Genomic DNA, 26,138 nt, shown 5'->3' with positions numbered 1-26,138 from the left:
CGTGACGGACATCGTCGACGAGCTGAAGTGGCGCGGGCTGTTCGCCCAGTCCACCGACGAGGACGCTTTGCGCAAGGCTCTCGCGGACGGTCCCGTCACGTTCTATTGCGGCTTCGACCCGACCGCGGCCAGTCTGCACGTCGGTCATCTGGTGCAGGTGCTCACCATGCGCCGCCTCCAGCAGGCCGGCCTGCGTCCGCTGGCCCTGGTCGGCGGGGCGACCGGTCAGATCGGCGATCCGCGTCCCACCGCGGAGCGCACGCTGAACGACCCGGAGACGGTCGCCAACTGGGTGACCCGGCTCCGCGCGCAGATCGAGCCGTTCCTGTCCTTCGAGGGCGAGAACGCCGCGGTGATGGTGAACAACCTGGACTGGACGGCCGGCCTGTCCGCCATCGAGTTCCTCCGGGACATCGGCAAGCACTTCCGCGTCAACAAGATGCTGACGAAGGACTCGGTCGCCCGTCGTCTGGAGTCGGACCAGGGCATCAGTTACACGGAGTTCAGCTACCAGCTCCTCCAGGGCATGGACTTCCTGGAGCTGTACCGGAGGTACGGCTGCACGCTCCAGCAGGGCGGCAGCGACCAGTGGGGCAACCTCACCGCCGGTCTCGACCTGATCCACCGTCTCGAGCCGGAAGCCTCCGCGCACGCGCTGGCGACACCGCTGATGACGAAGGCGGACGGCACCAAGTTCGGCAAGACCGAGGGCGGCGCCATCTGGCTCGACCCGGAGATGACGACGCCGTACGCGTTCTACCAGTTCTGGCTGAACGTGGACGACCGGGACATCTCGGCGTACATGCGCATCCTGTCCTTCCGGTCCCGGGAGGAGCTGGAGGCGATGGAGGCGCAGACCGCGGAGCGTCCGCAGGCGCGGGCCGCCCAGCGCGCGCTCGCCGAGGAGCTGACGACGCTGGTGCACGGCGCCGGGCAGACGGCCGCCGTGATCGCCGCGTCCAAGGCCCTCTTCGGCCAGGGCGAGCTGAGTGAGCTGGACGAGCGGACGCTGAGCGCGGCCCTCTCCGAGGTGCCGCACATCCAGGTCGCCGAGGCGGGGCCGGTCGTCGACCTGTTCGCCGAGGTCGGGCTGGTGGCCAGCAAGTCCGCCGCGCGGCGCACGGTGAAGGAGGGCGGCGCCTACGTGAACAACACGAAGGTCACCGCCGAGGACGCGGTTCCCACGAAGGAGGACCTGCTGCACGGGCGGTGGCTGGTCCTGCGCCGGGGCAAGAAGAACCTCGCGGCGGTGGAGGTCACCGGCTGACCGGTCCGCAGGTGGCGGATGCCTGTCGCGTATACGTGTGAAGGGGGCGGCCCGATCGACAGGGCCGCCCCCTTCACACGTACCGCTAGGCCCGCTGTCTCCTGCCGCGCATCATCGAGTACGCCATGTCGCCCAGGAACACGATCACGACGGCCACAGCGAGCTGGAGCGCGTGTCGGCCCCAGTCGATGCCGCTCGTCTCGTCGATACCGAGACCTCGTGCGATCGCGTTGCCGATGACGGCACCGATGATGCCGAAGATGGTCGTCAGCCAGAGCGGGCTGTGCTGCTTGCCCGGAATGATCGCCTTGGCCAGCAGACCCAGCACGAATCCCACGATGATCGCCCACAACCAGCCCATGGATGCCTCCTCGTACGGCTCTACGTGAGCATTACGCCCAGTGTCGGCCTGTTCGCGCTACGGCGCATGTCGGGGACCTCGGTACGCGGTACGGCGCAGCCGGGTCACCCCGACGGAAGATGCCCCGGTCTCGTAGGCGGCGCAGGCGCGGCGTAACGTGGAATCGGTCCGGGCCTGGTTTACCGACCGGGTTCGGCGCGGGGTACGGGCCGGGGCGTGTCCGATTCGGGTGGATGGTGGAACGTGATGCGGAAGCGGAGCAACAGCGGCGGCGCCCAGGTCTTCCGGATCACCGGGGCCCGGCAGGGGCTCGCGGACGATGTCCGTGCCAGACAGCGCCGGTACATCATCTCCATGTCCGTGCGCACGGTGGCCGTGGTCCTCGCGGCGGTGCTCTGGAACGTCGAACGGCACGTCGCGTTCGTGGCGTTGGTGCTCGGCATGGTCCTGCCCTACATCTCCGTGGTGATCGCCAACGCGGGCCGGGAGAACGCGCCGGGGCTCCCGTCGACGTTCGTGACGGTTCCGGTGCGGCCGATGATCACACCGCCCCGGCCTGAAGAGGGCTTCGCCGAATCCTCGGCGGATGACGCCGGGGGCGATCAGGGGGCCGGAGTACGGGGCAATCCGCGCGAACGATCCTGACCAGAAGTCAGTGCGTACAGCGTCGCGAAGCTCAAGAAAAGCTCAGATCAATCATGAAGTTCCGGTGCCGGTCGGACGGTTCCCCGTGACATACTTCGTACGCGCTCCGCATCCCCCGTCGGAGCGACAGACCGACGCCGGGCAGCTCCCCCCGTGGCTGCTCGGCGTCGCCTTTTGAGCCCTGTTTCCGCCGGGTTAGGGTCAGCAGATGATCAGTCCAGACCCTGATTCCCCCATCTGTTCCGCCAAGGCATGCCGGGCGGACGCGGAGTGGGTGCTCGCCTGGAACAACCCGAAACTGCACACGCCGGAGCGGCGGAAGACGTGGCTCGCGTGCGAGGAGCATCGCGAGCACCTGTCGCAGTTCCTGGGGGTGCGGGGATTCCTCAAGGACGTCGTGAAACTCGAGGCCTGGGAGTCTCCGGACAGCTGAGCCGCTTCAGCCCCCGATCGCCGACATCGGCCTGTCCGGCTGGACGAACGACGGGTCGTCGAGGCCCGCGCCCGCCTTCTTGCCCCACATGGCCTCGCGCCAGATGCGGGCCACCTCCTCGTCGGGTGCGCCGGAGCGGAGGGCCGCTCGCAGGTCCGTCTCCTCGCGGGCGAAGAGGCAGGTGCGGATCTGGCCGTCGGCCGTCAGCCGGGTGCGGTCGCAGGCGGCGCAGAACGGGCGGGTGACGGAGGCGATGACGCCCACGCGGTGCGGGCCGCCGTCGACCAGCCAGCGCTCGGCGGGGGCCGAGCCGCGTTCGTCGGTGCCCTCCTCCGTCAGGTCGAAGCGGGTGCGGAGGGAGGCGAGGATGTCACCGGCGGTGACCATGCCCTCGCGCGTCCAGCCGTGCTGGGCGTCCAGGGGCATCTGCTCGATGAAGCGCAGTTCGTAGTCGTGCTCGACCGCCCAGGCGAGAAGGTCCGGAGCCTCGTCCTCGTTGAGCCCCGGCATCAGCACCGTGTTGACCTTCACCGGGGTCAGGCCGGCCTCGCGGGCGGCTTCCAGGCCCGCGATGACGTCCTTGTGGCGGTCGCGGCGGGTGAGGGTCTTGAAGACGTCCGGGCGGAGGGTGTCCAGGGAGACGTTGACGCGGTCCAGGCCCGCCGCCTTCAGGGCGGTCGCCGTACGGCCCAGGCCGATGCCGTTCGTCGTCAGGGACATCTGGGGGCGTGGGGCCAGGGCGGCGACCCGCTCCACGATGCCGACCAGGCCAGGGCGCAGCAGCGGCTCGCCGCCGGTGAAGCGGACCTCTTCGATGCCCAGGATGCGGACGGCTATGTCTATGAGGCGGACGATCTCGTCGTCCGTGAGCAGGTCCGGCTTGGCCAGCCACTGCAGGCCCTCCTCGGGCATGCAGTACGTGCACCGCAGGTTGCAGCGGTCGGTCAGGGAGACGCGCAGATCGGTGGCGACTCGGCCGTAGGTGTCGATGAGCACGTGGGCCCCCTCCCTCGTAGCGGATCGCGTGGGTAGAAGTTTCTCCTGCACCTGCGAGCCTACGTGACCCCACCGACAACGAGGCCGGCCCGATGCCACAGGATGCGGCGTGGGGCCGCCGTAGATCCCTACGACAGCCCCACGCGGTGCCTTGCCGGCGAACCGGCCGACGAACGCCTAGTGCGCTCCGGTCCCCGTGAGGGACCGCACCTCCAGCTCCGCGTACTTGCCGGTGTCGGGCTCCTCCTTGGAGAGGACGGTGCCGAGCCAGCCCATGACGAAGCCGAACGGGATGGAGATGATCCCGGGGTTCTTCAGCGGGAACCAGTGGAAGTCGACGCCCGGGAACATCGCCTTCGGGTCGCCGGAGACGACCGGCGAGAACAGCACCAGACCGACCGCCACGATCAGGCCGCCGTAGATCGACCACAGGGCGCCCTGGGTGGTGAACCTCTTCCAGAACAGGCTGTAGAGGATCGTGGGCAGGTTGGCGGACGCGGCGACCGCGAACGCCAGCGCGACCAGGCCGGCCACGTTGAGGTCGCGGGCGAGGGCACCCAGGGCGATGGAGACGATACCGATGAAGACGGTGGCCCAGCGGACCGCCTTCATCTCCTCCTTCTCGGTGGCCTGCCCCTTGCGGATGACGTTGGCGTAGATGTCGTGCGCGAAGGACGACGACGAGGCCAGCGTGAGGCCGGCGACGACGGCGAGGATCGTCGCGAAGGCGACCGCCGAGATCGTCGCGAGCAGCACGGCGCCCCAGGTCGAGTCGACACCGCCGATGTGGAGGGCGAGCAGCGGCGCCGCCGTGTTGCCCGATGGGTTGGAGTCGGTGATCTCTTTCGGGTCGATCAGCGCGGCGGCGCCGAAGCCGAGCGCGATCGTCATCAGGTAGAAGCCGCCGATGATGCCGATCGCCCAGTTCACGGACTTCCGGGCGGCCTTAGCCGTGGGCACCGTGTAGAAGCGGATCAGGATGTGCGGCAGGCCGGCGGTGCCGAGGACCAGGGCGATGCCCAGGGAGATGAAGTCCAGCTTGGTGGTGCCGGTGGCGCCGTACTGGAGGCCGGGCTCCAGGAAGGCGTCGCCCTTGCCGCTGCGTTCGGCGGCGGTGCCGAGCAGATCGGAGATGTTGAAGTTGAACTTCAGCAGCACCAGGAACGTGATGAGGATCGTGCCGCTGATGAGCAGCACGGCCTTGACCATCTGGACCCAGGTGGTGCCCTTCATGCCGCCGATGGAGACGTACACGATCATCAGGACGCCGACGAGGGCGACGATGGCGACCTTGCCCGCGTCGGAGGTGATGCCGAGGAGGAGCGAGACGAGGACGCCCGCGCCGGCCATCTGGGCCAGCAGGTAGAAGATCGAGACGACGATCGTCGACGTACCGGCGGCGGTGCGGACCGGGCGCTGGCGCATGCGGTACGCGAGGACGTCACCCATGGTGTAGCGGCCGGAGTTGCGCAGTGGTTCGGCCACGAGGAGCAGGGCGACGAGCCAGGCGACGAGGAAGCCGATGGAGTACAGGAAGCCGTCGTACCCGAAGAGGGCGATCGCGCCCGCGATGCCGAGGAAGGACGCGGCGGACATGTAGTCGCCGGAGACCGCGAGACCGTTCTGGAAGGCGCTGAACTGGCGCCCGCCGGCGTAGAAGTCGGCGGCGCTCTTGGTCTGGCGGCCCGCCCAGACGGTGATGACGAGGGTCGCGACGACGAACACCGCGAAGAGGGTGATGATCAGCGGCCGGTGCTCGCTGGCCTCACCGGCGGCGAGAACACTCTGCTGTACGGGGCTCATGCCTCGCCCTCCATCCGGGACTTGATCGCCTCGCCCTTCGGGTCGAGGTTGGCGGCGGCGTGCCGCGCGTACCACCAGGCGATGAGGAACGTGGTGACGAACTGGGCGATGCCCAGGACGAAGGCGACGTTGATGTGGCCGACGAGCTTGGTGCCCATGAAGCCGCCCGCGTAGTTCGACAGCAGGACGTACAGCAGGTACCAGGCGATGAAGGCCATGGTCAGCGGAAAGGCGAAGGAGCGGTGGGCGCGGCGCAGTTCACCGAACTCGGCGCTCTGCTGGACCTCGACGTACTCCTCCGTGCTGGGGAGGTGGCGTTCTGTCTTCGAGGGGGGCGGTGCGTCGGTAGCCACGGAGTCTCCTCGCGTTGCGGGTGCGGTCACGACAGTGGACGGGGGTGCGTGGTCTTTCCGGGACGGGGTCGGGCTGGGTAGGGACATGTCTCTTCTCTGACCTCGCGGTGATCTGGATCACAGGTGGTCGGCTCGCGATGGTAGGGCCCCCACGCGTGATCCGACAGGGGGCCCGATGGTCCTCGCGCTCCCTTCCCAAGGTCACGGCGCCGCACGTGGACCGGTTCAACTCGCCGCGCTTCTTTCCGAACTGGTCTCCGGAAGTCATTGCTGGCCAGCGGCGATGCGGGATAGCTTCGCCCTGTACCAACCGTCATGTACCTGCAAAATCTGTGGTGCGGGCCGTGCGCCCGTGCCCGCCTTTTCGCGCGTACTCACTTGTTGTCCGTCCCTGCTACGCGCTTGCCCGGCAACCATCCTTGTCCGGGCGGGCCTCGTTTCCGGATGATGTGGAGAACCCATGGCTCATCTGCGCTCCAGACGCCGGCTCGCTCTCGCGGTGCCTGTCGTGCTGTCCCTGACCGCCTCCCTCGGCTTCCTGCCCGTGGCCGCGTCGGCCGCCGAACCGGCGGCTTCCGCCGCCCGTGCGGCGGACGGTCCGAACCTCGCGTATGTCGTCAACACCAAGAGCACCGACCGTCACACGATCGGGGCGGTGACGAAGGCGGTCTCCAAGGCCGGCGGCACCGTCGTGGTCACGTACGACAAGATCGGTGTGATCGTCGTCCACTCCACGAACCCCTCCTTCGGGGCGGAGATCCGCGCCGAACGCGGTGTGCGGTCCGCCGGCGCCACGCGGACCACGCCACTGGTCGCCGCCGGGACGACCGACGAGGGTGCGGCGGACTACCTGACGGCCGCGGAAGCGGCCAAGGTCGAGGCGGTTTCGGCCAAGACCCCCGAGAGCGAGCCCCTCGAAGCCGACCAGTGGGACCTGCGGTCGATCGGCGCCGACAAGGCGGCGAAGATCAACCCGGGCAGCCGCAAGGTCACCGTCGCCGTGATCGACACCGGCGTCGACGACACCCACCCCGACCTCGCCCCGAACTTCTCCGCGGCCCAGTCGGCGAACTGCGTCGGCGGCATCGCGGACACCAGCGCGGGCGCGTGGCGCCCGTACACCGCCGAGGACTACCACGGCACCCATGTCGCCGGTGAGATCGCCGCCGCCCGCAACGGCATCGGCGTGGCCGGTGTCGCGCCCGGTGTGAAGGTCGCCGGCATCAAGGTGAGCGACCCCAATGACGGACTCTTCTACCCGGAAAGCGTCGTGTGCGCCTTCGTGTTCGCCGCCGACCACGGCGTCGAGATCACGAACAACAGCTACTACGTTGATCCATGGCTGTACAACTGCATGGACGACCCCGACCAGCGGGCCATTGTCGACGCGGTCAACAGGGCGCAGCTGTACGCGACGAAGAAGGGCACCCTCAACCTGGCGTCGGCGGGCAACTCCAGCCACGACCTGGCCTCCGACGCGATCGTCGACGACAGCAGTCCCGACGACTCGACGCCGGTCACCCGCACGATCGACCCGCACGAGTGCTTCGACGTACCGACCCAGCTCCCGGGTGTCGTCACGGTGAGCGCCACGGGCGTCGACAACGTCAAGTCGTACTACTCCACCTACGGCAACGGTGTCATCGACATCGCGGCTCCGGGTGGCGACCGCAAGTACCAGATACCGGACACGCCGTCGCAGAACGGCCGCATCCTGTCCACCATGCCGAACGGCGAGTACGGCTTCCTGCAGGGCACTTCGATGGCCTCGCCGCACGCCGCGGGTGTCGCCGCGCTGCTGAAGTCGAAGCACCCGAAGGCGACCCCGGCCCAGCTCCAGACGCTGCTCAAGGTCCAGGCGAACAACCCGGGCTGCCCGGCGTCGTACGACCAGGACGGTGACGGCACGCAGGACGCGGTGTGCGAGGGCGGCAAGCGGGTCAACGGATTCTTCGGGTTCGGGATCGTCGACGCGCTGCGCGCGGTCAAGTGACCCGCGCGTTCCTCCGAGTCTCCCGCACGGTCCGCACGTCCCACGAACGAAGCAACTGGAGAACCTTATGACAGCGCCTCACCCGCGCTCCCGTCGCGCCGCGGCGATCCCGGTCGGGATGGTCATGGCGACGGCGTTCGCCTTCCTGCCGAACATCCAGGCCGTCGCGGCCGACGCCGACGTCACCACCGGTACCACCGCCGTCGCAGCCGACGCGACCTCGCTCAGCTACGTCGTCAACGTGTTCCCCGGGTTCGGCACTCCCCCGTACGTGAAGAAGGCCATCGCGAAGGCCGACGGCACGATCGTGACGTCGTACGACCGGATAGGCGTGATCGTCGTCCACTCGGCGAACCCCGACTTCGCGAAGATCATCCGCAAGGTGCCGGGCGTGCAGTCGGCCGGCAACACGCGCAACGCGCCGCTGCCCGCGCAGTCGACCACCGACGAGGGCGCCCCGAAGGTGCTCTCCGCGGCGGAGATCGCGAGCGCCACCGCCGACGCCGCAGCGGGCCAGGACCCGCTGGAGCCGTTGCAGTGGGACCTGCCCGCCATCAAGGCGGACAAGGCGCACGAGAAGTCGCTCGGCAGCTCCAAGGTGACCGTCGCCGTGATCGACACCGGTGTCGACGACACCCACCCCGACATCGCGCCGAACTTCGACCGCGCCGCCTCCGTCAACTGCGTGACGGGCAAGCCCGACACCACCGACGGGGCCTGGCGGCCGACCGCGGGCGAGAGCCCGCACGGCACGCACGTGGCCGGTGAGATAGCCGCCGCCAAGAACGGCGTCGGCGTCACGGGCGTCGCACCCGGCGTGAAGGTGTCCGGCATCAAGGTGTCGACCACGGCCGGCTACTTCTACACGGAGGCCGTCGTCTGCGGCTTCGTGTGGGCCGCCGAGCACGGCGTCGACGTCACGAACAACAGCTATTACACGGACCCCTGGTACTTCAACTGCAAGAACGACCCGGACCAGAAGGCCCTGGTCGACGCCATCACACGGGCCACGCAGTACGCGGAGCACAAGGGTGTCGTCAACGTCGCGGCGGCCGGCAACGAGAACTACGACCTCGCGGCCGACGAGATCACCGACCCGGTCTCCCCCAACGACGCGACGCCCTCGGACCGGGTCATCGACCCGTCCAAGTGCTACGACATCCCGACCCAGCTCCCGGGCGTGGTGACGGTCGCCTCGACCGGCGCCAAGGGCATCAAGTCGTCCTTCTCCAACCACGGCCTGGGCGTCATCGACATAGCCGCCCCGGGCGGCGACTCGACCCGCTACCAGACCCCGGCCCCGCCGGCCACCAGCGGCCTGATCCTCGGCCCGCTGCCCGGCGGCACCTGGGGCTACATGGCCGGTACGTCGATGGCGTCCCCGCACGTCGCGGGCGTGGCCGCCCTGATCAAGTCGACGCACCCGCACGCGTCGGCCGCCCTGGTGAAGGCGCTCCTGTACGCCGAGGCGGACGCCACGCCGTGCACGGACCCGTACGACATCAACGGTGACGGCAAGGTCGACGCGGTGTGCGAGGGCCCGAAGAACTACAACGGCTTCTACGGCCACGGCATCGCGGACGCGCTGGACGCGGTGACGAAGTAGGTCTTTTGTAGACCTCTTCAGATCCCTGTAGATCCCTTCGGTTCGGATTCTCCTGGAATTTTCCTCGGTGGGCCGGGCAGCATCGCGCTGTCCGGCCCGCCGTGTTGATCCAGTGCATATGTTGATACCCGGTGCGGAAGACGCGGCATTGGGGTGGGCTTGACACGATCGACAGACGGGGCGTCCGACGAGGGCGCGCCCGCGGGAGCGCCCGGCAGTCGGCGCCCCGGAACCGGACGGGCCGTCGCCCTGCTCGTGCTGGTGGCGTTGGCCGCGCTGATACCGCTGCTCGGCCCGTCCGTCGCGCTGGACGGCACCGGGGAGGCCGCCGCGCCCGGTGTGGGTGGGATCGGGCTGCTGCGGACGGTGCTGTTCGCCGCCCTGTGCGTTCCGGTGGGCGAGCTGTTCGTGCGGAGGCTGGCCGACAGGTTGCCCGGGGCGCCGCCGGAGCGGGCGCGCGGCTGGGCGCCGTACGCGACCGGGGTCGGTTTCGTCGCCGCGCTGGGCCTTGCCTCGGTGGTGTCGACCGGCAACCTCGTACCGCACAGCCTGGCCGCCATCGATGTGGGCGGCCTGTACGAGTCCCGGGACGGCAAGCTCGCGCTGCTGGAGGTCAACGGGTTCGCCGCGGCGGGCCTGTGCGCTCTCTCGGCCCGTCCGGCCACACAGGTCTGGCCGTTGGGCGCGGTGGCCGTGGCGGAGGCGCTGCGGGCCCATCCGGCGCCGGAGACCGATCCGCTGACCGGCTCGGCGCTGACCTTCGTCCACCTCACGAGCGCGGCACTGTGGGTGGGCGGACTGCTGTACGTACTGCGGACGTTGCCCCTCTGGGGGCCTGCCCGGGAGGCACGCGTGGCGTTGCTGGGCCTCTACGCGCGCGTGGCGGCCGTTCTGCTCGCCCTCATCACCGCCACGGGCATCTGGAGCACGCTGCGCCGGATGCCGCCGGACACGGTCCTGGACCAGCTGACGTCGACGGCGTACGGCCGCACCCTGCTCGCCAAGGTGATCGTCGTGGCCGCCGTCGCCGTGCTCGCCCTGTGGGCGCGGCTGCGGCTGAGCCGGGCGGCCGACCCCCTGACTGCGTGCTCCCCCGCGCGCGCGGAGGTCGCCGCGCTGGGGCTGGTGGTCGCCGCGTCGGGGCTGCTCACCGCACTGCCGGTACCGATCCACTGGACGTGACCGGTGGGGGTGTCGCGGGTCTCGCCGCCGCGAGTACGCCGCCGGTCAGGAGCCACTGGGCCGCGAGGTACGTGAGCATGATCCAGAAGTCGGGTCGGGGGAGCTGGGGCAGGTCCGCGACGCCGGTCGCGATGAGCGTGTCGGAGAGCAGGAAGAGCGCGCCGCCCGTGCCGGCGAGGAGACCGAGTGCGGTGGCCCGGTAGGCCATCGCGGTCAGGAGGAGGCTGTAACCGGCGACGGGTACCCGGAGTTCGGCGGGGAGGCCGGGCCAGAGGGCGCCGAGGGTGCCCACCAGGGCCAGGGCGTAGGCCCCCGCGAGCCTTGTGCGTGCGGCACGCGCGCGTGGGGTGCCGTTCGCGGTGAGGTCCCTTTTGCCGTACGTCCTGAAGAGGGCGAGGTAGCAGACGTGACCGGCCGCGAAACAGGCCATGCCCGCCAGGAACGCCAGGTCGGCGCCGGCGAGGAGCAGGACGTCGCCGGCCCAGCCGAGGAGGAGAGCGACGGGCAGGAGGCGCGGGGCGCCGCGCAGTTGGGCGTGGGCGGCGAGGAGGGGCATCAGGAGGGGCTTGGCGAGGGCGTGCCCGGTGCCGGAGCCCGCCGCGAGGGCGATCAGGTCGACGGCCGCGGTGAGGGCGAAGGCGGTGAGGAGGACCCGGGCCGGTCTCACGCGACGACGGTCTCTTCGGCCGGCTCCTGGCGCACGGACGCAGGGGACGCAGGGGACGCGGGCTGCCAGCCCGGCCCCCGGAACACCCGCCCGGCACACTCACGCCAACTGCCCGCCGCCTTGATGTCCTTGACGATCGCGACGTACTCATGGGTGGCGACCTTGACCGGGTTGAACGTGTTGATGTTCTTCGTCAACCCGTAGACAGGCCGTTCGGTCTCGGCGACGAACGAGCCGAAGAGCCGGTCCCAGACGATGAGGATTCCACCGAAGTTCCGGTCCAGGTAGCCGCCTTGGGAGGCGTGGTGGACGCGGTGGTGGGAGGGCGTGTTGAGGACGTACTCGAACCACCGGGGCATGCGGTCGATCCGCTCGGTGTGGATCCAGAACTGGTACACGAGGTTCGCGGAGGAGCAGAAGGCGAGCGCGGCCGGGTGCACACCGAGGGCGACGAGGGGGACGTAGAACGGCCAGACGGTGAGCGTGGTCCAGGGCTGGCGCAAAGCCGTCGTCAGGTTGAACCTCCGGCTGGAGTGGTGGACGACATGGCAGGCCCAGAGGATGCGGACGACGTGGTGGCCGCGGTGGGACCAGTAGGAGAAGAAGTCCTGCGCGAGCAGCATGAGCGGGACGGTCCACCAGAGGACGGGGACGCGGAGCGGGGTGAGTTCGTGGATCGCCGTGTAGACGGCGAGGATCGGGATCTTCCAGAGGAAGTCGAAGGCCAGGCTGCCGAGTCCCATGCCGACACTGGTCGCGGCGTCCTTCGCCCCGTACCCGGCGGCGTTCTCCTCGGGGTGGATCCGGACACTGATCATCTCGATGACGGTGAGCAGCACGAAGGCGGGTATCGACCAGGCCACGACGTCGGGAAGGTTGGGCATGACTGCACGTTAGAGCGGCTCACAGGTGGCGCATAGACGTTGTTACTGACAAGTATTCAGGGTGGTACGCGCTTGCTTGTTGGTGGCCTCCGCCAACGGGTGCGCGACGGACTGTCAGTCGCGGCCCGTATTCTCTGGGACCATGCTCGAAGACCTGACGCCCACGCCGTCCCCCGCCCCGTGGCCGACCGCATATCCCCAGGGATACGCGGTCGTTGACGTCGAGACGACCGGTCTGTCCCGGGACGACCGGATAATCTCCGCCGCCGTCTACCGGCTGGACGCGCGCGGTGAGGTCGAGGACCACTGGTACACGACGGTCAACCCGGAGCGGGATCCGGGGCCGGTGTGGATCCACGGGCTGACGAGTGACGCCCTGGAGGGTGCCCCGCTCTTCGTGGACATCGCCGAGGAGTTCGCGTCCCGGCTCGCCGACCGCGTGCTCGTCGCGCACAACGCCGTCTTCGACTGGTCGATGATCGCCCGGGAGTACGCGCGCGCGGAGCGCGAGGCGCCGGTGCGTCAGCGGCTGTGCACCATCGCGCTGTCCAAGGAGCTGGGGCTGCCGCTGCCCAACCACAAGCTGGAGACACTCGCCGCGCACTTCGGGGTGGTCCAGCAGCGGGCCCACCACGCGCTGGACGACGCGCGGGTGCTCGCCGAGGCGTTCCGGCCCAGTCTGCACGCGGCGGCCCGGGGCGGCGTACGGCTCCCACTGCTGGAGTGCCGGGCGCTGACGGAGTGGTCGGCGCCGGCGACCGGCGCCACCCGGCCGCAGATCGGGCGGCAGGCCTCCGGGGGCTACGGCGGCTACGGCGGCTACGGCGGCTACCAGCAGACCAGTTGGCGGCCGGCCCGCAAACGGCCCGCGTGTCCGTACCCCAACCCGGGGCGGTACGAGGACGGCAAGCCGCTCAGGCAGGGCATGCGGGTGGCGTTCTCCGGGGACACCTCGGTCGAGCGCGACCTGCTGGAGGACCGGGCCGTCGAGGCGGGGCTGCATGTCGCGACGAGCCTGTCCCGGCTGACCAGCCTGCTCGTCACCAACGACCCCGACTCCATGACCTCGAAGGTGGTCAAGGCCCGGCAGTTCGGCACGCCGGTCCTCGACGAGGCGGCCTTCGGGCAGTTGCTGCGGGACGTGGAACCCGCGGCGGGGCAATGACCGTACGGACGGGTGATTGGCGCCCGACTCGCCCGGCGCAGTCTCGCTCGGGCGCCACCGACGGCCCACCCTGTGGCCCATGGCCAGTTGCGAAGTCTGCGGGAACAATTACGGGATGACCTTCGAGGTGCACGCGCAGGGGTCGGTTCTGAGCATCGCCTCCTTTACCCGCTTGCAGCGGCTGGGCGTCGTGGAGTCGTGCGTGGTCGGCTGTGACAAGGCGTCCGCGGCGAGGAGACAATCCACCGCATGGATGACGCGTTCACACTGCTTCGGCAAGCCGTCGAGTTGCTGCCCGAGGATGCCGTGGCAGAGAACGGCGTGACGGTCGGGGATGTGCGTGAGGACATCGAGCGCCAGGAATGGGAGATGGTGCTCGGCCTTCTCATCGAGATCGCGGACATCCATCCCGTGACCGTGCACTTCTGGGAACTGCTCGCCGAAGCAGCTCGGCAGATGATGCTCGACCGCAGCCGCCGGTGGTGCGAGTGGCGGGGCTGGGAAGTCCAACACGGCACCTTCCGGGCGACGCTGAGCCTGTCGGAGGCAGAAGAGGGCGGACGCCAGAGTGCCTTCCACGGGGAAGGTCGCCTCAGACCACTGTGGGACATCGGCAACCTCACCGCCAGCGGAGAGCGAGACCTGAACATCGCGACGTTGTGGGTGGAGTTCGCGGAAGAACTCGGTCCCGGCGAGACCGCCGACGTTCGGCTGGCGCCCCTGAGCCCCGAGCAATGGCGGCATCTGAAGGTCGGTGACGTGATCACGATGCACGAAGGCAGACCCGTAGGAGGCACCGCCACGATCATCGAGACGATGCCTCCTCGCACCTGAGCCCACCCCATGGCCAGCCAGGTGCGAAGCGAAGCAGCCGGAGGTCGATGGTCCCCCATCCCTGCCAGGCCGTCAGTCCGCTCACCGAGAGGGCCGATCTGCTCGGCACACAAGATCGGAATGCACCCCCAGCCCACAGGAACCACCGAAGGCTGGTACGAGAGCGAAACGGACTTGGCAGGCCCACCGGTGTGGTGCTGCCGGGATGGGACGTGCCACGACGTCTGCCTGGTAGGCGAATTGGCCGCCGCTCTGCCGGGAAAACTGCGTCGGTCCCTGCGGCGTAGCGAGGACAAACAGGACGGTCGCCGACAACCGTAGGCCAGACGACTGCGCGTTACCGCTGGAACCCACCATTCGCCGCCACCCGCGAAGTACGGAGCCAGTACTGCAGCCGCAGATCTTGATCCATCGGTCAGAACCGATCAGGCTCGGTCTCCGAGCCTGACCCGGCTCCTCGCACCGTGGAGTTGGGCGGGTGTCGGAGCGCGAACCGCAGAGAAGATCTGCGGCTGTGACACTTGTTGGCTGCCTATTCTGCCGCACTCGACCTGCTTCACACCCGGGTCGGCCTGGTGTACTTGCGGCGGCACGACCCCCTCGCCCAACTCGCGGCCGGCTTCGGCATTTCCGTCGGCACCGCCCACGCCTGCACGGCAGCCCTCATCACTCTGCTCCCCGACCCCGCGCCCCGGCTCCAGCGGCCCCTGCGCGAAGCCGACCCCGACTTCGTCCTGTTGGACTGCACCCTCGCGGAGGTCGATGCCGGCGCTGCGGATGATGCTCTTCGTATTGCTGCCCAACCTGGTGGGGCTCATCATGATGTGACCCAAATGGTCTGGCGTCACGAGGAGTTGAAAAGATGTGGTTCTCTCTCGGCAGGCCGGATAGCGGTCCCGGTGAAGCCCCCGTCGAGTTGGTGTCAGCCGTGCGAGCACTCCGTGCACAGATCACCGAGGCAGCCGCAACCGATCCCGACTCAGATCTTCGCTTCCAAGTAGGCCCGATACAGCTGGAGTTCACAGTTTCACTGACCCATGATCGGACTACAAAGGGCGGCGTCAAGGCATGGGTCGTCACGGCCGACGCGGAGGCCAAGCGGTCGATGGCACGCACCCATCGTGTGACGCTCAACCTCATCCCGGTGTCGACCATAACCGGCGAGAGCCCAGAGATCCGTAACACCGACTCCGGCCACCGCATCGTCCGATGACTGATCTTGCCCGCCACCCCAGCCGCTCCCACTTGGTAGCACTCACCACGAAGGGCGATCAGGTACGCGGCAGCGGATACCTTCTCAACAGCCGCGTCATCGTGACAGCGGGGCACGTTGTCGAGGGCGTCCCGGCTGAGGATCTGCGTGTCTGTCGACTGCATACCCTGCGTACGACGACTGCCGAGGTATTGCGTATTGAGAAGGACATCGCTGTACTCCTTACGTCCGAAGACTTGGCCGTCCCCGGTGAACTGGCTCCCGTGGAATTGCGCGAGCTAGCATCTGACGCGCGCTTCGGTGACTGCTCAGCCCTGGGTTTGCCAGCAGTGATGACACGGTTGGCCGCAGGCGTCGCCCCGCTTGAGGCCAGCTTTCAGGTTGCATCAAACAGTGCAGAAAAACACGGCTACCTTTCCCTCGAGCTTGACGGGTTCCCGCCGACCGGTCCGGATCCCTGGCGCGGCATGTCGGGTGCACCTGTGTTCCACGCGGGTCGATGGCTGATCGGTGTCATCGTGCGCGACTCGACAGGTTGGAATCATTCCCGACTTGAGGCGAGCCCTATCAGTGCCGTATTCGAAGGGCTGCCACTCGCTGATACGCTGTTCCGCGTCCGTTCCTCACCGCCGGTCATCGAGTCGGACGCCCGCGACGCCATCTTTCTGGATACGTATCGTAAGGAGACGATCCGCCGCTACGGTCACATTGAACTGTTCGGCCTCGGAATCCAAGGCCACCTCGCGGACGACATCAGCATCGACCATGCGTACGTGAGCCTCCATGCGGGCGTTCCTTCGCTCCGATTATCATCCACGGCGGAGCAGACACGACCAGTCGAACCCCTGATCGCAAAGAATTCGCGACTCCTACTCCGGGGCAGCCCGGGTGCGGGAAAATCCACCCTCCTCGAATGGCTTGCCGTATCCATGGCACGCGGTTCATGCAAGGGCGAACTCGAACCGTTCAACGACCGGATCCCCTTCCTGCTGCGCCTGCGCGACATGTACGCACCGAGATGGAAGCGGATCGATGGAATGGACGGGATTCCGCCACGGCCGGGGCAGTTCCTTGAATTCAGTGGGATGGCGAGCGATTTCACCCCGCCGGACGGATGGACCCGCCGAATGCTCGAGCAGGAGCGGGCAATCTTGCTCGTAGACGGCCTGGACGAGGTGCTGGAAGGTCATCGGGACGGCGTGCTGCGGTGGATCAGCGAACTCCTGCGGGATTTCCCTGCGCTACAGGTCATTGTCACTGGGCGCCCGGAGGCGCTGCGACACTCGTCTCCTCCTGCCAGGCTCGGCTTCGCGGAGCTGAAGCTCGTTGAACTCGATGCCAACCAGCGAGCCGAACTCATCCATAAGTGGCACCAGGCCGCGATCCTCGGGGTCCGCTCGTCGCACCTTGGCGAAGAGGACCGCCATCGGCGGATTTCCCGTCTCTCCGCCTACGAAACTTCTCTGACTCGCCACATCAACGCCTCTCGGGATCTCTCCGCGCTCGCCGCGACCCCACTCCTTTGTGCGGTGCTGTGTAAACTTCACGAGGTTCACGGCACCCGGCTCCCGCGCTTCCGACAGGAACTATATGCGCGCACTGTCGACATGATGCTCGGTCTGCGGGATGCAGATCGTGAGGTTCCCGAGCCGCTGCCCGGGCTGGACATCGACCAACGCCGAGCCATCCTCTCCTGGATCGCTGGCTACCTGACAGCCGAAGGCGAACGAGAGATTACTTTTACCCGCTTCGACGAGAAGGTGCGTAGTCGGCTGCCTAGTTTGGGTCGAGAGACCGGCACTCACACCCCCGGCGAGATTCGCAAATCCTTGCATGAGCGGAGTGGCCTTCTCGTTGCTCCAGCTGAAGACACCCTCCGCTTCAGTCATCGCACCTTCCAGGACTATCTCGCGGCAACCGACCTGGTGGCCCAGCGGTCCTTCGGGCAACTCGCTGGCCATGCTGGGGACGAAATGTGGGATGACGTCCTGCGTTTCGCCATGAGTCAGTGCAACCTCGCCGACACTCGTGAGTTCGTTGCTCAGATGCGCCGCAAGGCACGTCTTATGACCAACCGGAGGCAACGTGCGCGAATGCGCCTAGCCGCCGCATCGTGCATTCCTTACGCGGTACAGATGGAGGAAGGAGACCGCGCCTCTCTGGTCTCGGGAGTCGCAAAAACATTTCGAGTTGCGGCGAAGCGAGAGAGCAAGGCAATCACTGCTGGTACGGAGAAAGTCCCTGCCCAGCCCGCAGGATTAGACGACGAAAGCCTCCCGCACGAGACGGACCAATACGCCTCGGTAGGGCCCGACCTGCTTTTGGCTTTGCAGCGTGACTTCGACTGGCAGGATATGGACCTCTGCCGCAGCGCCGCCCAGTTGGCTGGCAGACTTGGCGGATCCGAGGCTCTCGCCTTTCTTTCCCAAATGCCATTCGAGCAGCGGAAGCAGCTTGCCTCCGTACTCGTCGGCGTATGGGAGAACTGCCCGGGACAGGAATACGCCGATTCAGTACTCGCAGGTTTGGATGTTCCCCGGCTTTGGGCAGAATCGGTCGAACAGCTCGGGCAGGCGCACGTTCTAGGATCGGTCGACGGCTTGACGGTGCGAAAGGCCATACCTGTCGCAGCGGTCGTTTCCTTCGCGAAAATGCATCAGACCAGCTTGCTGAACTGGACTCCCACCGCCCTCAAGGACACCGAATCTTTCGACCTGCTACGCGAGGCACCGGGACTGACCAGCCTTCTGCTCGGAATCGCGCCGACCACGAGCGACCCGCTATTCCTTGCTTCCATGATTCTCATGCCCAATCGGCAGTACGACAAGATTCGGTTCTCAATGCCCGCGCTGCCCGGAGTGAGGGATCTGGCACTCGCCTCCATGCCCACCGATTGGCTGACACACGTTGCCGACTGGGCGAGCTTGGACCAGGTCTGGCTAACTGGCTCTGCGGTGGAAGGGATCGACTTGCTCAGGGACCTGCCGGCCCTCACACGGTTGTTCGCTTCATGCACCGCGCGGCAATTCAATACGTCGACCCACCTGGGCCACGCTGGAGTGAACCACCTCGGCCTCATGATCCATGAGGACTACAGAATGTTGGGTGGCGGAGAAATTGACCTGACGCACGTGCCGGGCATGTTTCCAGCCCTGCACAGACTCACGCTCGGCTTCACAGGGCCCATCTGGGAAGCAGACGTGACCGGGCTGGAGCACATGCCGGACCTGCGCATACAGATCCTCGGCGTACCACGGAATCACCGCGGTATCCGCGGCGCCGAAAATTTTCCCAAGGAACGGATAAAATGGAGCTGATGTACTACCTTCCGCACCATGCACGCGGCAATAGCGAGGAAACGGCGTGCTCAGAAGTCTATGAAGAACCGCAGGATCAGCGCCGCGCCCGACGCGTTCAAAGCCAATTGACTCAAACCCCAAGGGGTCCGCCGACTACACGGCAGAGCCCACCTTGTCCACGATACCTACCTTGCCCTCCGCGCGTGCACAGTGCGCCCCGCAGTACCAGTGACCCTCGGCCTCGACGCCCTGCCCGATGATCTGGACCCGGCAGTGCTCACAGATGGGGGCCATGCGATGGATCGCGCAAGCGAACGAATCGAAAACGTGGCGTGCCCCGTCCCGGGTCTCGACAGTGAACGCCAGCTCGTAGTCATTCCCACAGACTTCACAACGTGCCATAAGCCGCATCGTCAGGGACGAAGCGGACACTCGCAAGTTGACGTCGCTGGCAGACCATTCGCCCGCACCCGTGTCGCACCCCAACGGCGTACCGCACCCTCGGCTTGGGCTCTCGGCGGCTGTGCCCCGCCAGCCCTCACCGAGCACGGCGGATTGCCGTATCAGGTCAGTCTTCATCGCCTCCCACAGTCGTAAGGATGTGCTCGATGTCGTCCAGAACGTCCTCCGACAACATCGGCGCCCGTGACAACCAGTACTCAAGCCACTCACTCTTCGTCATAGCCACAGGTAATACACCCTCTTCGAAGTATCAGTTGCATCAAAGAGGAGAGTTCTCTTGGACGGGTGCACATGGTCTCGCCATCGGTCAAACTGCGGCGGATGAGCAGAGCAGTCCGTCCTCGAACGCCGTGTTCTCGCCGGTCAGTTCGACCAGCACATTTTTGCAGGGAGAGTTGCACGGTGACTCGCTTCTTGGCCAGGAGCGGCCACCCGTGTCAAGTGCGCGCCCCCGGGCAAACGCCCGTCCACTCCCACGCCTTGACCGACTGCACCACATGGCGAGCACCATGCGAGGAGAGCCGAGTCCGCCTCACACATGCGGCTGCCGAGTCACCGTTTCCGCCCGTGGGCACCCCAGAAGCTCATAGTCTGCGACCGTGTCCGTACTGGGAGGCGAAATGGTCGACGTATTGATCATGACGGCGTTGCCGATGGAGTTCGAAGCCGCACGCTTGGCCGGGTTGGCGCCGATCGCAGGCGGGGCTGGTGTCGCCCGGTGGGAAGAGCGAGGGGCTGACACTCACGAACCGTACCTCCTGGGCGAATACGTCGGTCCGGACAGCGTCAGCCTTTCGGTGGCCCTTGCCCTGTCACCCCGGATGGGGAGCCGAACAACCGCGCCGCTCACCTTGGCCCTTGCCGGGCGGTTGAAGCCACGCTGCCTGGCCATGAGCGGAGTGTGCGCCGGAAACCCGGCAAAGGCCGCACTCGGCGATGTACTCGTCGCGGAAATGGTGTACGCCCACGACGAGGGCAAGCAGACGGCAGAGGGATTCCAAGGAGACCACCGTCAGATCGCCCAGGACGAACGGGTGATCCGTGCGGCGTGGGACCTCGACACCACGAAATTGCCGAGTTTCGTCGCCGCCACCGACGAGGACGCGAAGCTCTGGTTCCTGGAACTTCTCCTCTTCGGGCAGGACCCGAAATCCCATCCCGCCCGCGAACGCTATTTTCCCCGGGGTAAGTGGCGGGGCCTGCTCGATGCGTTCGAGCACGAGGGTCTGATCACGTGGCAGGACGCCGGGTGCACGTTGACCAAACTGGGACGCTCCCTCATCGCGCGAGCCATATACGAAAATGTCGATGCACCGGAGCGGCTTCCATTCGGCCTCGTAGTAGGCCCGATGGCGACCGGCAACGCGGTCATCCAAGACGGGACAACCTGGACACGACTCGGCGGCATGGGCGTCCGTACCATCACCGGCCTGGAGATGGAGGCCGCAACCATCGCCACCATCGCGGAGACACAACAGATCCCATTCTGGCTCGTCGCCAAGGGCGTCATGGACCACGCCGATCCGAACAAGCGCGACCGATATAAGGGCTTCGCCGCGAAGGCGTCGGCAGAGGTGCTGTACGCGCTGCTCGGTAAGCTCGCCGGCACGATCACCGCCGAGCGCGCGGTCGGAGGGCAGCCTGAGAGATCTGACTGGCGGACCCGTCTGCGGAAACAGGGGCTGCACGTCTGGACCGACGAGTTGTTCGCCGCCGGGACGGCAACGACCGACGCCGTGGGTGTGCTTCCGCCTCTGCGCCAGAATGAGGCCGTCGATGCGGTCCTGCTGGGCGGCGGCCGACTGCCGAACCTGCAGCGGGAGTTCGACGGCGTCGGCCGGGCGTTCGACACGTGGGTGGTGGGTACCAACCGAAAGCACGGCGAGGGCGGCCTCCGGGTTTTCTGGCTGGTCGGCGAGGCCGGGCCGCACCGGAGCAAGGCACTGCTCGCCGCAGTGTCACGAGCCCAGGCCGCCGGACGTACCGTCTACGACCCGGGACGCAACCTCACTCTCGGCGCCGCGATCATCGCCGAGTTGGGCCTTGCCGATCTCCCGGCGGGGCCGGCGCTCATCGCCGTGGACCTCCCTGCCCAACAGCCCAGCGCCGACTGGATCAAGCTTCTTGAGGCGTTGGACGGGGTCCGTCGGTACCAGAACGCGCAGAAGAATCCCCATCCAGTTCTGGTCGTCGGGGGCACAGCGGCGCAGGAACAGCTCGCGTACGGCATCCTTGAATCGTCGATCGAGATCGAACCGTTCGATGTGATGGGTCGCCCGCACCAGCGCCCGTACAGTTACGCCGGTACGGAGAGCATGGCGAGTCAGTCGCTTCCGGCGGAGCACATCTTCAACCGGGGGCTGCCTAAAACAGCGCCGCAGTTGTTCGGCCGCGAGGGAGAGTTGGCGAGGCTGCGGGACGCCTGGCTGTCCGACGAGACCCGGATCCTGTCCGTCGTCGCCCCTGGTGGGGTCGGGAAGTCCGCACTCGTCAACCATTGGCTGCGGGAAATGCGCAACCACGACTACCTGGGCGCTCGGAAATTCCTGGCCTGGTCGTTCTACAGCCAGGGGACGAGGAAGAACCTGGTCTCCGCCGACGCGTTCGTCACCTTCGCTTTGGACTGGCTTGGCGACGACGCGCCGCCGTCCATGAGCCCGTCGGCACAGGGCACCCGCCTGGCCAAACTGATCCGTGAGCATCATTTCCTGCTTGTATTGGATGGGCTGGAGCCGCTCCAGCACCCGGAAACGGCGCCGGATGTCGGCGGCATGCTCACCGACTCGTCGATCGCGGCTCTCCTCCGCGAGCTGGCAAAACCCGGGTGGGACGGGCTCTGTCTGATCACCACGCGGGTGCCACTCACCGACCTCACGCCCCATAGGCAGAGCGCACCAGCGGCCGTCGCCCAACTGCGACTGGACAACCTCGATGACAGGGCGGGCGCAGATCTCCTCCAGTCCCTGATCGGCCGGCAGCGCGATGTCGTGGAGGCCGAGCAGGCGGTCCGGGAGGTCCACGGTCACGCACTCGCGGTCAACCTGCTCGGGCGCTACCTTCGGGACGTCCATGGCGGGAAGCTCACTGGACGCTTCGAACTGCGGGGCCTCACCGTGGCGGTAGCCGACGGCGGCCATGCACGGCGGATCACCGAGACGTATGCCGAATGGCTGAACCGGTACGGGCGATCCGGCGAGCTTGCCATCCTCGACATCATCGGCCTCTTCGACCGGCCCGCCCCGTACGCGGCGATCGCGGCCGTCTTGGCCGACACCGAGCTGGGCATGGCGGCGCCGGAACTGGGCGAAGTCGGCAGCGCCGAGTGGGATCGGTGTGTCGCGGAATTGCGACGGATGGGGCTGCTCGGCAGCGAGACGGCGGGCCTGCCGGGAACCCTCGACGCCCATCCGTTGATCCGTGAGCATTTCCGCGACCGGCTGCAGGACACGCCGAATGACCTGTGGAGAGCAGGCAACCGCGCGCTCTACACGTACTACCAGAGGCGCGCACCGGAGCTGCCGTCGAACGCAGCGGATATGAACCTGCTGTACGCGGCGGTGAACCACGGTTGTGCGATCGGGCTGCACCAGGAGGTCTTCGACACGGTGCTCCTCCCCCGAGTGTGGCGCGGTCCGCGCGCCAGCTACTCCACCCGGATCCTGGGTATGACCGGGTCTGAGGTCGTCGCGCTGTCCAACTACTTTTGCGTGTCGTCCTGGACCGAACTGCGACGGCAGGATCCCCCGTTGTCTCAGCAGGCCCGGCTCATGGTGATGACCAATGCCGGCCTACGGCTGCGACAGCTCGGTCTGCTCGACAAGGCCCGGGACAGCTGCGGTGCAGTGTTCCAACACGAATCGTCGACGGACGAGTCGGCGGTGTTACCCGACACCTCCCTGCCGGCCGGCGATCCGACGGTGATGGCAGACGCAGCCTTCACCGCGTCGCTTTACTGCGAGCTGCTGGTGATCGCCGGCCAGCTCCAGACCCCCGCCCCTGGCGCTCCCGACGGCGCCCGGTCGAGCGCCGAACGCGCCATCGCATTCGCGGATCGCTGCGACGACCCCTACTTCAAGATGTATTCCCGCTCCTGCCTCGCCGAGGTGTACTTCATGGTGGGCAAAATCCGCCGAGCGCGAGACCTGTTCGCGGAGGCCAGGGCCATCGCGGCCGAGCAGGAGGCGAAACCGCCTTTTCTGTACTCCCAGAACCTCTACCGCTACGGCTACTTCGTCATCGAGACGGGCGGCGCCACAACGCTCCTGTCCGACGCTGAGCAGGACCCCGGGTGGGGTCTGAATGGAGACGACTCCTCCCAGCTCTCGCGTGCGATCCGCCAGCTCGTCCTGGGCGCGGCCCGCCGATCACTGGTCGAGCAGGGCGCCCTGGGCCGGGAACACTTGGCGGCTGCCAGCGCACAGGTGGACGACGCGATCGTGGAACTCCGCGGCGTCGGCTACATCGACTACATCGTGCGTGGGCTCCTCGAACGGGCACACCTGCTGCGCATCCGGGGAAACCCTGAGGATTACGCAAGCGCCCTCGACGATCTCGACGAAGCGCTCACCGAGACCACCCGCGGCAGCATGAAGCTACTGACCGCCGACGTGTATCTGCAACGGGCAGCCTGCCACCTCGCAGCCTGGCCGTCCATGACGTCCGATCAGCACACGGCCATGAAGGCGCACATTGCGGAAACCCTGGTTGAGGCCGACCAACGGATCGGGGTCCTCGGGTACAAGCGCCGAGACACGATGCTGGACGAATTGGACCAACAGGCCCGCGACTACGGCGTCATCTGACCGGCGGCCCACCGCAGGATGTCCACGACCCCGCGGGTCGCGGGAAACGGCGACACCTAGTCGACCAGGGTTTCGACTTCCGGCACGGCGTTCGCCGGGCACGCCGACAGCCGGGCTGCCCGGAGCATCGGAAGGTCGTTCCAGGAGTCGCCGATCGCCAACACGTCGGACCAGCGTGCACCGGTGTGCTCAAGGAGCTTTTGGACGCCGTACTTCTTGTCGACGCCCTGGGGCGTTACATCCACAGAGGCCATCGAGCGGTTGATCTCAACCCCGGTCAGGCCGCCGGCCGAGATGAGCTCGAAGAGGGCGTCGACCGTGTAACCCGGCTCCGGGTACACGGTGTAGCACGTCACCTTGCCGAGTTCCTCGCGATAGGAGCCAGCAGGCAGGAGCGCCCGGACGGCATCGGCGTGCACCTGCCCAGCGAGAACCTCGTAACGGTCATCTCGCGGCAGGTAGAACATCCCCCCGCCCTCGCACACACACGGGGTCGCCGCGTCGATGAGACCCAACACCTGCACCATGGCCTCGACGTACGGAACGGCGCGCCCGGTGCAAATCGTGAACGTACCGGAAAAACTGGCGACAGCAGCGGCGAGGTCGTGCAGTGCCGGCAGGTCGAATCGCTGGCCTTTCGCATCGACGATGCAGCCCTCGTTGTCACAGACCACTAGCACAAACACTCCTACGGGGTCTGGGCTGGAACCACCATTCGCGAAAAGGCATCAGGGTTGTCGGCGTCATATGGGCCATCGGTCAACCCCAGCATCCTCATCGCAACCGCCCCGTCGTTGCGGATGGCATGCGACATGCCGATCGGTACCGTCACCAGGACAGCTCCTGGCCCGTCGAAACTGCGCTGCTGGACCGGCGTACCCGCACCCTCGTCCCAATGCAACGACCAGCGGTCGGCAGCCATGACGACCAACAACTCACGCCTCACGGCGTGGAAGTGGTTCCCTCGCACGGCACCGGGCTCGATGGTGGCGATGTGCATGTCCGCCACCGGGAACCGCCCGTCAAACAACTCCGCGGGAACACTGAAGCTGCTGCCACGAGCATCACCAGAGTCGTGCAATTCGACGGCCGAGAAGCTCTGATTTTTCACTACGAGACCGTCTCACAGACCTTCCCATCGACTCAACTATCGGCTGTCGCGTAGTTCGGCTCTGGCGATCCCTTGGAACCCTCATTCAGAAAGCTGGGCGTTCACAGCCAGCCAGCCGACCGTCTTCAAACCATCACGACTGTTCTCTCTGACAACCGCTGCGCCAGTACTTCGGAACAGCAGCCGCCCACCCTCGCTCGCAGCCTGGCCACCAACGCGTCACCGATCGCCCAGCGCGATATCGAGGAGCAGTGGCGCCGCTTCCAGCGCCAGGCACCCGAGCACTTCACCGGCGAGGAACGGGAAACTGTCCGGCAGGCCGCCGTGGACCTGCCCCGTCTCTCGGAGGCACCCGGGGTCACCCATGCCGACCGCAAGGAAGTCGTCCGAACCGTCCTCGACGAGATCACCGTCAGCATCCGCGGTCACAGCGAACTCGTCGACCTCACCCTGCACTGGGCCGCCGGCTCGACCACCACAGCCGTCATCCGCCGCCCGATCCAGTACTTCGAGCACCTCAGCTACTACCCCTCCCCGCCTCGAACAGCGCATCCTGCAACTCGCCGATACCGGCCTCAGCACCGTGAAGATCGCCGATCAGCTCAACCGCGACGGCGTCCGCTCGGCACGCGGTGACAACCCCATCCGCCGACGCGTCGTCGCACGGATCCTTCAGCGCAACGGCAGACCACTGCCGCCCCAGAAGGGGCCATGGCCGGTCGATCCAGCCGAAGCGCCCCGGGAACACGAGTGGTGGCTGGGCGACCTCGCCGCCCACCTCGGCTACACCCTCGGCACCGTCCGCAAATGGATCACAGACGGGCACCTCACCGGACGACAGGAGACACGACACCCCTACCGGTGGATCATGAACGCCCCACCAGACAAGATCACCGAACTCGAAGAACGCCTCGCCAAGGCGCGCGGGCCACGCACCCGCATCCACCCCCGCTTCGCCGAACTCCTCGACGAAGACAACTCATAGGTGCAGCCTGCTTGACGCATCGAGAACTCCTCGCACCACATCAGGGATGTCACCTTCGCCGAGGACGCCTCCACCGT

General features: G+C 67.2%; 22 protein-coding genes and 1 pseudogene. 13 read left to right on the top strand and 10 right to left on the bottom strand.

Annotation, left to right across the window (positions count from 1 at the left end):
• Position 1 precedes the first annotated feature (1 nt).
• The gene (tyrS, locus tag ACW4TU_RS35700) at positions 2 to 1,267 is read left to right on the top strand and encodes a tyrosine--tRNA ligase (RefSeq protein ID WP_457420116.1); all 1,266 of its coding nucleotides are present in this window, start codon (positions 2 to 4) and stop codon (positions 1,265 to 1,267) included.
• An 85-nt stretch (positions 1,268 to 1,352) separates the two neighbouring features.
• Here tyrS and ACW4TU_RS35695 read toward each other — a convergent pair whose 3' ends face one another.
• Positions 1,353 to 1,628 carry a GlsB/YeaQ/YmgE family stress response membrane protein gene (locus ACW4TU_RS35695; RefSeq protein WP_457420114.1) on the bottom strand — a complete coding sequence of 92 codons (276 nt, stop codon included), beginning with the start codon at positions 1,626 to 1,628 and terminating at the stop codon, positions 1,353 to 1,355.
• Positions 1,629 to 1,874: 246 nt separating this feature from the next.
• Between ACW4TU_RS35695 and ACW4TU_RS35690 the strand changes: the two genes are divergently transcribed.
• The gene (locus ACW4TU_RS35690; RefSeq protein ID WP_457420112.1) at positions 1,875 to 2,273 is read left to right on the top strand and encodes a DUF3099 domain-containing protein; all 399 of its coding nucleotides are present in this window, start codon (positions 1,875 to 1,877) and stop codon (positions 2,271 to 2,273) included.
• Between the two features lie 208 nt (positions 2,274 to 2,481).
• A complete protein-coding gene (locus ACW4TU_RS35685) occupies positions 2,482 to 2,706 on the top strand; it encodes a hypothetical protein (protein WP_457420110.1) in 225 nt (74 codons plus the stop codon).
• A gap of 6 nt (positions 2,707 to 2,712) precedes the next feature.
• On the opposite strand, the gene moaA is transcribed toward ACW4TU_RS35685, so the two are convergent.
• From moaA to ACW4TU_RS35670, 3 genes are all read right to left on the bottom strand, one after another.
• Positions 2,713 to 3,702, bottom strand: a complete 990-nt coding sequence (gene moaA, locus ACW4TU_RS35680) for a GTP 3',8-cyclase MoaA (RefSeq protein WP_457420108.1) — start codon at positions 3,700 to 3,702, stop codon at positions 2,713 to 2,715.
• Positions 3,703 to 3,879: 177 nt separating this feature from the next.
• Positions 3,880 to 5,505 carry a solute symporter family protein gene (locus ACW4TU_RS35675; RefSeq protein ID WP_457420106.1) on the bottom strand — a complete coding sequence of 542 codons (1,626 nt, stop codon included), beginning with the start codon at positions 5,503 to 5,505 and terminating at the stop codon, positions 3,880 to 3,882.
• Entirely contained in the window at positions 5,502 to 5,858 is a 357-nt protein-coding gene (locus ACW4TU_RS35670) for a DUF485 domain-containing protein (RefSeq protein ID WP_457420104.1), read from the bottom strand. Before ACW4TU_RS35670 ends, ACW4TU_RS35675 begins: the two co-directional genes overlap by 4 nt.
• Positions 5,859 to 6,318: 460 nt before the next feature.
• Between ACW4TU_RS35670 and ACW4TU_RS35665 the strand changes: the two genes are divergently transcribed.
• From ACW4TU_RS35665 to ACW4TU_RS35655, 3 genes are all read left to right on the top strand, one after another.
• The gene (locus ACW4TU_RS35665) at positions 6,319 to 7,851 is read left to right on the top strand and encodes a S8 family peptidase (protein WP_457420102.1); all 1,533 of its coding nucleotides are present in this window, start codon (positions 6,319 to 6,321) and stop codon (positions 7,849 to 7,851) included.
• A 67-nt stretch (positions 7,852 to 7,918) separates the two neighbouring features.
• Positions 7,919 to 9,457 carry a S8 family peptidase gene (locus tag ACW4TU_RS35660; RefSeq protein WP_457420100.1) on the top strand — a complete coding sequence of 513 codons (1,539 nt, stop codon included), beginning with the start codon at positions 7,919 to 7,921 and terminating at the stop codon, positions 9,455 to 9,457.
• Positions 9,458 to 9,610: 153 nt separating this feature from the next.
• Positions 9,611 to 10,639: a CopD family protein gene (locus tag ACW4TU_RS35655; protein WP_457420098.1), complete on the top strand. Its 1,029-nt coding sequence runs from the start codon at positions 9,611 to 9,613 to the stop codon at positions 10,637 to 10,639.
• Here ACW4TU_RS35655 and ACW4TU_RS35650 read toward each other — a convergent pair.
• Positions 10,605 to 11,306, bottom strand: coding sequence for a lysoplasmalogenase (locus ACW4TU_RS35650; protein ID WP_457420096.1), 702 nt, complete (start codon positions 11,304 to 11,306; stop codon positions 10,605 to 10,607). The genes ACW4TU_RS35655 and ACW4TU_RS35650 overlap by 35 nt on opposite strands.
• Positions 11,303 to 12,190 (bottom strand): sterol desaturase family protein, encoded by an 888-nt coding sequence (locus ACW4TU_RS35645; protein WP_457420094.1) that lies wholly within the window; start codon positions 12,188 to 12,190, stop codon positions 11,303 to 11,305. The genes ACW4TU_RS35650 and ACW4TU_RS35645 overlap by 4 nt, the downstream gene beginning before the upstream one ends.
• A 142-nt stretch (positions 12,191 to 12,332) precedes the next feature.
• Between ACW4TU_RS35645 and ACW4TU_RS35640 the strand changes: the two genes are divergently transcribed.
• The 5 genes and pseudogenes from ACW4TU_RS35640 (at position 12,333) to ACW4TU_RS35620 (ending at position 18,719) form a co-directional block, all read left to right on the top strand.
• On the top strand, positions 12,333 to 13,355 hold the full coding sequence (locus ACW4TU_RS35640) for a DEDDh family exonuclease (protein ID WP_457420092.1): 1,023 nt from the start codon (positions 12,333 to 12,335) through the stop codon (positions 13,353 to 13,355).
• A gap of 249 nt (positions 13,356 to 13,604) precedes the next feature.
• Positions 13,605 to 14,189 carry a hypothetical protein gene (locus ACW4TU_RS35635; protein WP_457420090.1) on the top strand — a complete coding sequence of 195 codons (585 nt, stop codon included), beginning with the start codon at positions 13,605 to 13,607 and terminating at the stop codon, positions 14,187 to 14,189.
• A gap of 566 nt (positions 14,190 to 14,755) precedes the next feature.
• A pseudogene (locus ACW4TU_RS35630) lies at positions 14,756 to 14,953 on the top strand (transposase family protein); the annotation flags it as partial.
• A 98-nt stretch (positions 14,954 to 15,051) separates the two neighbouring features.
• On the top strand, positions 15,052 to 15,402 hold the full coding sequence (locus ACW4TU_RS35625) for a trypco2 family protein (protein ID WP_457420088.1): 351 nt from the start codon (positions 15,052 to 15,054) through the stop codon (positions 15,400 to 15,402).
• Complete coding sequence (locus ACW4TU_RS35620) at positions 15,399 to 18,719, top strand: NACHT domain-containing protein (RefSeq protein ID WP_457420086.1); 3,321 nt, start codon at positions 15,399 to 15,401, stop codon at positions 18,717 to 18,719. The genes ACW4TU_RS35625 and ACW4TU_RS35620 overlap by 4 nt, the downstream gene beginning before the upstream one ends.
• Positions 18,720 to 18,854: 135 nt before the next feature.
• On the opposite strand, the gene ACW4TU_RS35615 is transcribed toward ACW4TU_RS35620, so the two are convergent.
• A complete protein-coding gene (locus tag ACW4TU_RS35615) occupies positions 18,855 to 19,103 on the bottom strand; it encodes a hypothetical protein (RefSeq protein WP_457420084.1) in 249 nt (82 codons plus the stop codon).
• A gap of 659 nt (positions 19,104 to 19,762) precedes the next feature.
• Here ACW4TU_RS35615 and ACW4TU_RS35610 point away from each other — a divergent pair.
• The gene (locus ACW4TU_RS35610) at positions 19,763 to 23,965 is read left to right on the top strand and encodes a hypothetical protein (RefSeq protein ID WP_457420082.1); all 4,203 of its coding nucleotides are present in this window, start codon (positions 19,763 to 19,765) and stop codon (positions 23,963 to 23,965) included.
• Between the two features lie 56 nt (positions 23,966 to 24,021).
• Here the strand turns inward: ACW4TU_RS35610 and ACW4TU_RS35605 are convergent, their stop codons facing one another.
• The 3 genes from ACW4TU_RS35605 to ACW4TU_RS35595 form a co-directional block, all read right to left on the bottom strand.
• Positions 24,022 to 24,639, bottom strand: a complete 618-nt coding sequence (locus ACW4TU_RS35605; RefSeq protein WP_457420080.1) for an HAD family hydrolase — start codon at positions 24,637 to 24,639, stop codon at positions 24,022 to 24,024.
• 14 nt (positions 24,640 to 24,653) lie between these two features.
• Positions 24,654 to 25,076 carry a cupin domain-containing protein gene (locus ACW4TU_RS35600; RefSeq protein ID WP_457420078.1) on the bottom strand — a complete coding sequence of 141 codons (423 nt, stop codon included), beginning with the start codon at positions 25,074 to 25,076 and terminating at the stop codon, positions 24,654 to 24,656.
• Between the two features lie 219 nt (positions 25,077 to 25,295).
• Entirely contained in the window at positions 25,296 to 25,592 is a 297-nt protein-coding gene (locus ACW4TU_RS35595; RefSeq protein ID WP_457420076.1) for a hypothetical protein, read from the bottom strand.
• A gap of 67 nt (positions 25,593 to 25,659) precedes the next feature.
• Here ACW4TU_RS35595 and ACW4TU_RS35590 point away from each other — a divergent pair, with 67 nt between their 5' ends.
• On the top strand, positions 25,660 to 26,061 hold the full coding sequence (locus ACW4TU_RS35590; RefSeq protein WP_457420074.1) for a hypothetical protein: 402 nt from the start codon (positions 25,660 to 25,662) through the stop codon (positions 26,059 to 26,061).
• Positions 26,062 to 26,138: the final 77 nt, after the last annotated feature.

The sequence above is a fragment of the Streptomyces kryoterrae genome (genome assembly GCF_054072135.1).
The sequence above is the reverse complement of the archived record's forward strand: the minus strand, read 5'-3'. Positions and strand labels throughout refer to the sequence as shown.

What these genes read in the sequence shown, in the direction of transcription:
- ACW4TU_RS35695 (WP_457420114.1), bottom strand. Translation starts at nt 1,628, where the DNA reads ATGGGCTGGTTGTGGGCGATCATCGTGGGATTCGTGCTGGGTCTGCTG.
- ACW4TU_RS35690 (WP_457420112.1), top strand. Translation starts at nt 1,875, where the DNA reads ATGCGGAAGCGGAGCAACAGCGGCGGCGCCCAGGTCTTCCGGATCACC.
- ACW4TU_RS35685 (WP_457420110.1), top strand. Translation starts at nt 2,482, where the DNA reads ATGATCAGTCCAGACCCTGATTCCCCCATCTGTTCCGCCAAGGCATGC.
- ACW4TU_RS35675 (WP_457420106.1), bottom strand. Translation starts at nt 5,505, where the DNA reads ATGAGCCCCGTACAGCAGAGTGTTCTCGCCGCCGGTGAGGCCAGCGAG.
- ACW4TU_RS35665 (WP_457420102.1), top strand. Translation starts at nt 6,319, where the DNA reads ATGGCTCATCTGCGCTCCAGACGCCGGCTCGCTCTCGCGGTGCCTGTC.
- ACW4TU_RS35660 (WP_457420100.1), top strand. Translation starts at nt 7,919, where the DNA reads ATGACAGCGCCTCACCCGCGCTCCCGTCGCGCCGCGGCGATCCCGGTC.
- ACW4TU_RS35645 (WP_457420094.1), bottom strand. Translation starts at nt 12,190, where the DNA reads ATGCCCAACCTTCCCGACGTCGTGGCCTGGTCGATACCCGCCTTCGTG.
- ACW4TU_RS35640 (WP_457420092.1), top strand. Translation starts at nt 12,333, where the DNA reads ATGCTCGAAGACCTGACGCCCACGCCGTCCCCCGCCCCGTGGCCGACC.
- ACW4TU_RS35635 (WP_457420090.1), top strand. Translation starts at nt 13,605, where the DNA reads ATGGATGACGCGTTCACACTGCTTCGGCAAGCCGTCGAGTTGCTGCCC.
- ACW4TU_RS35625 (WP_457420088.1), top strand. Translation starts at nt 15,052, where the DNA reads ATGTGGTTCTCTCTCGGCAGGCCGGATAGCGGTCCCGGTGAAGCCCCC.
- ACW4TU_RS35620 (WP_457420086.1), top strand. Translation starts at nt 15,399, where the DNA reads ATGACTGATCTTGCCCGCCACCCCAGCCGCTCCCACTTGGTAGCACTC.
- ACW4TU_RS35615 (WP_457420084.1), bottom strand. Translation starts at nt 19,103, where the DNA reads ATGGCACGTTGTGAAGTCTGTGGGAATGACTACGAGCTGGCGTTCACT.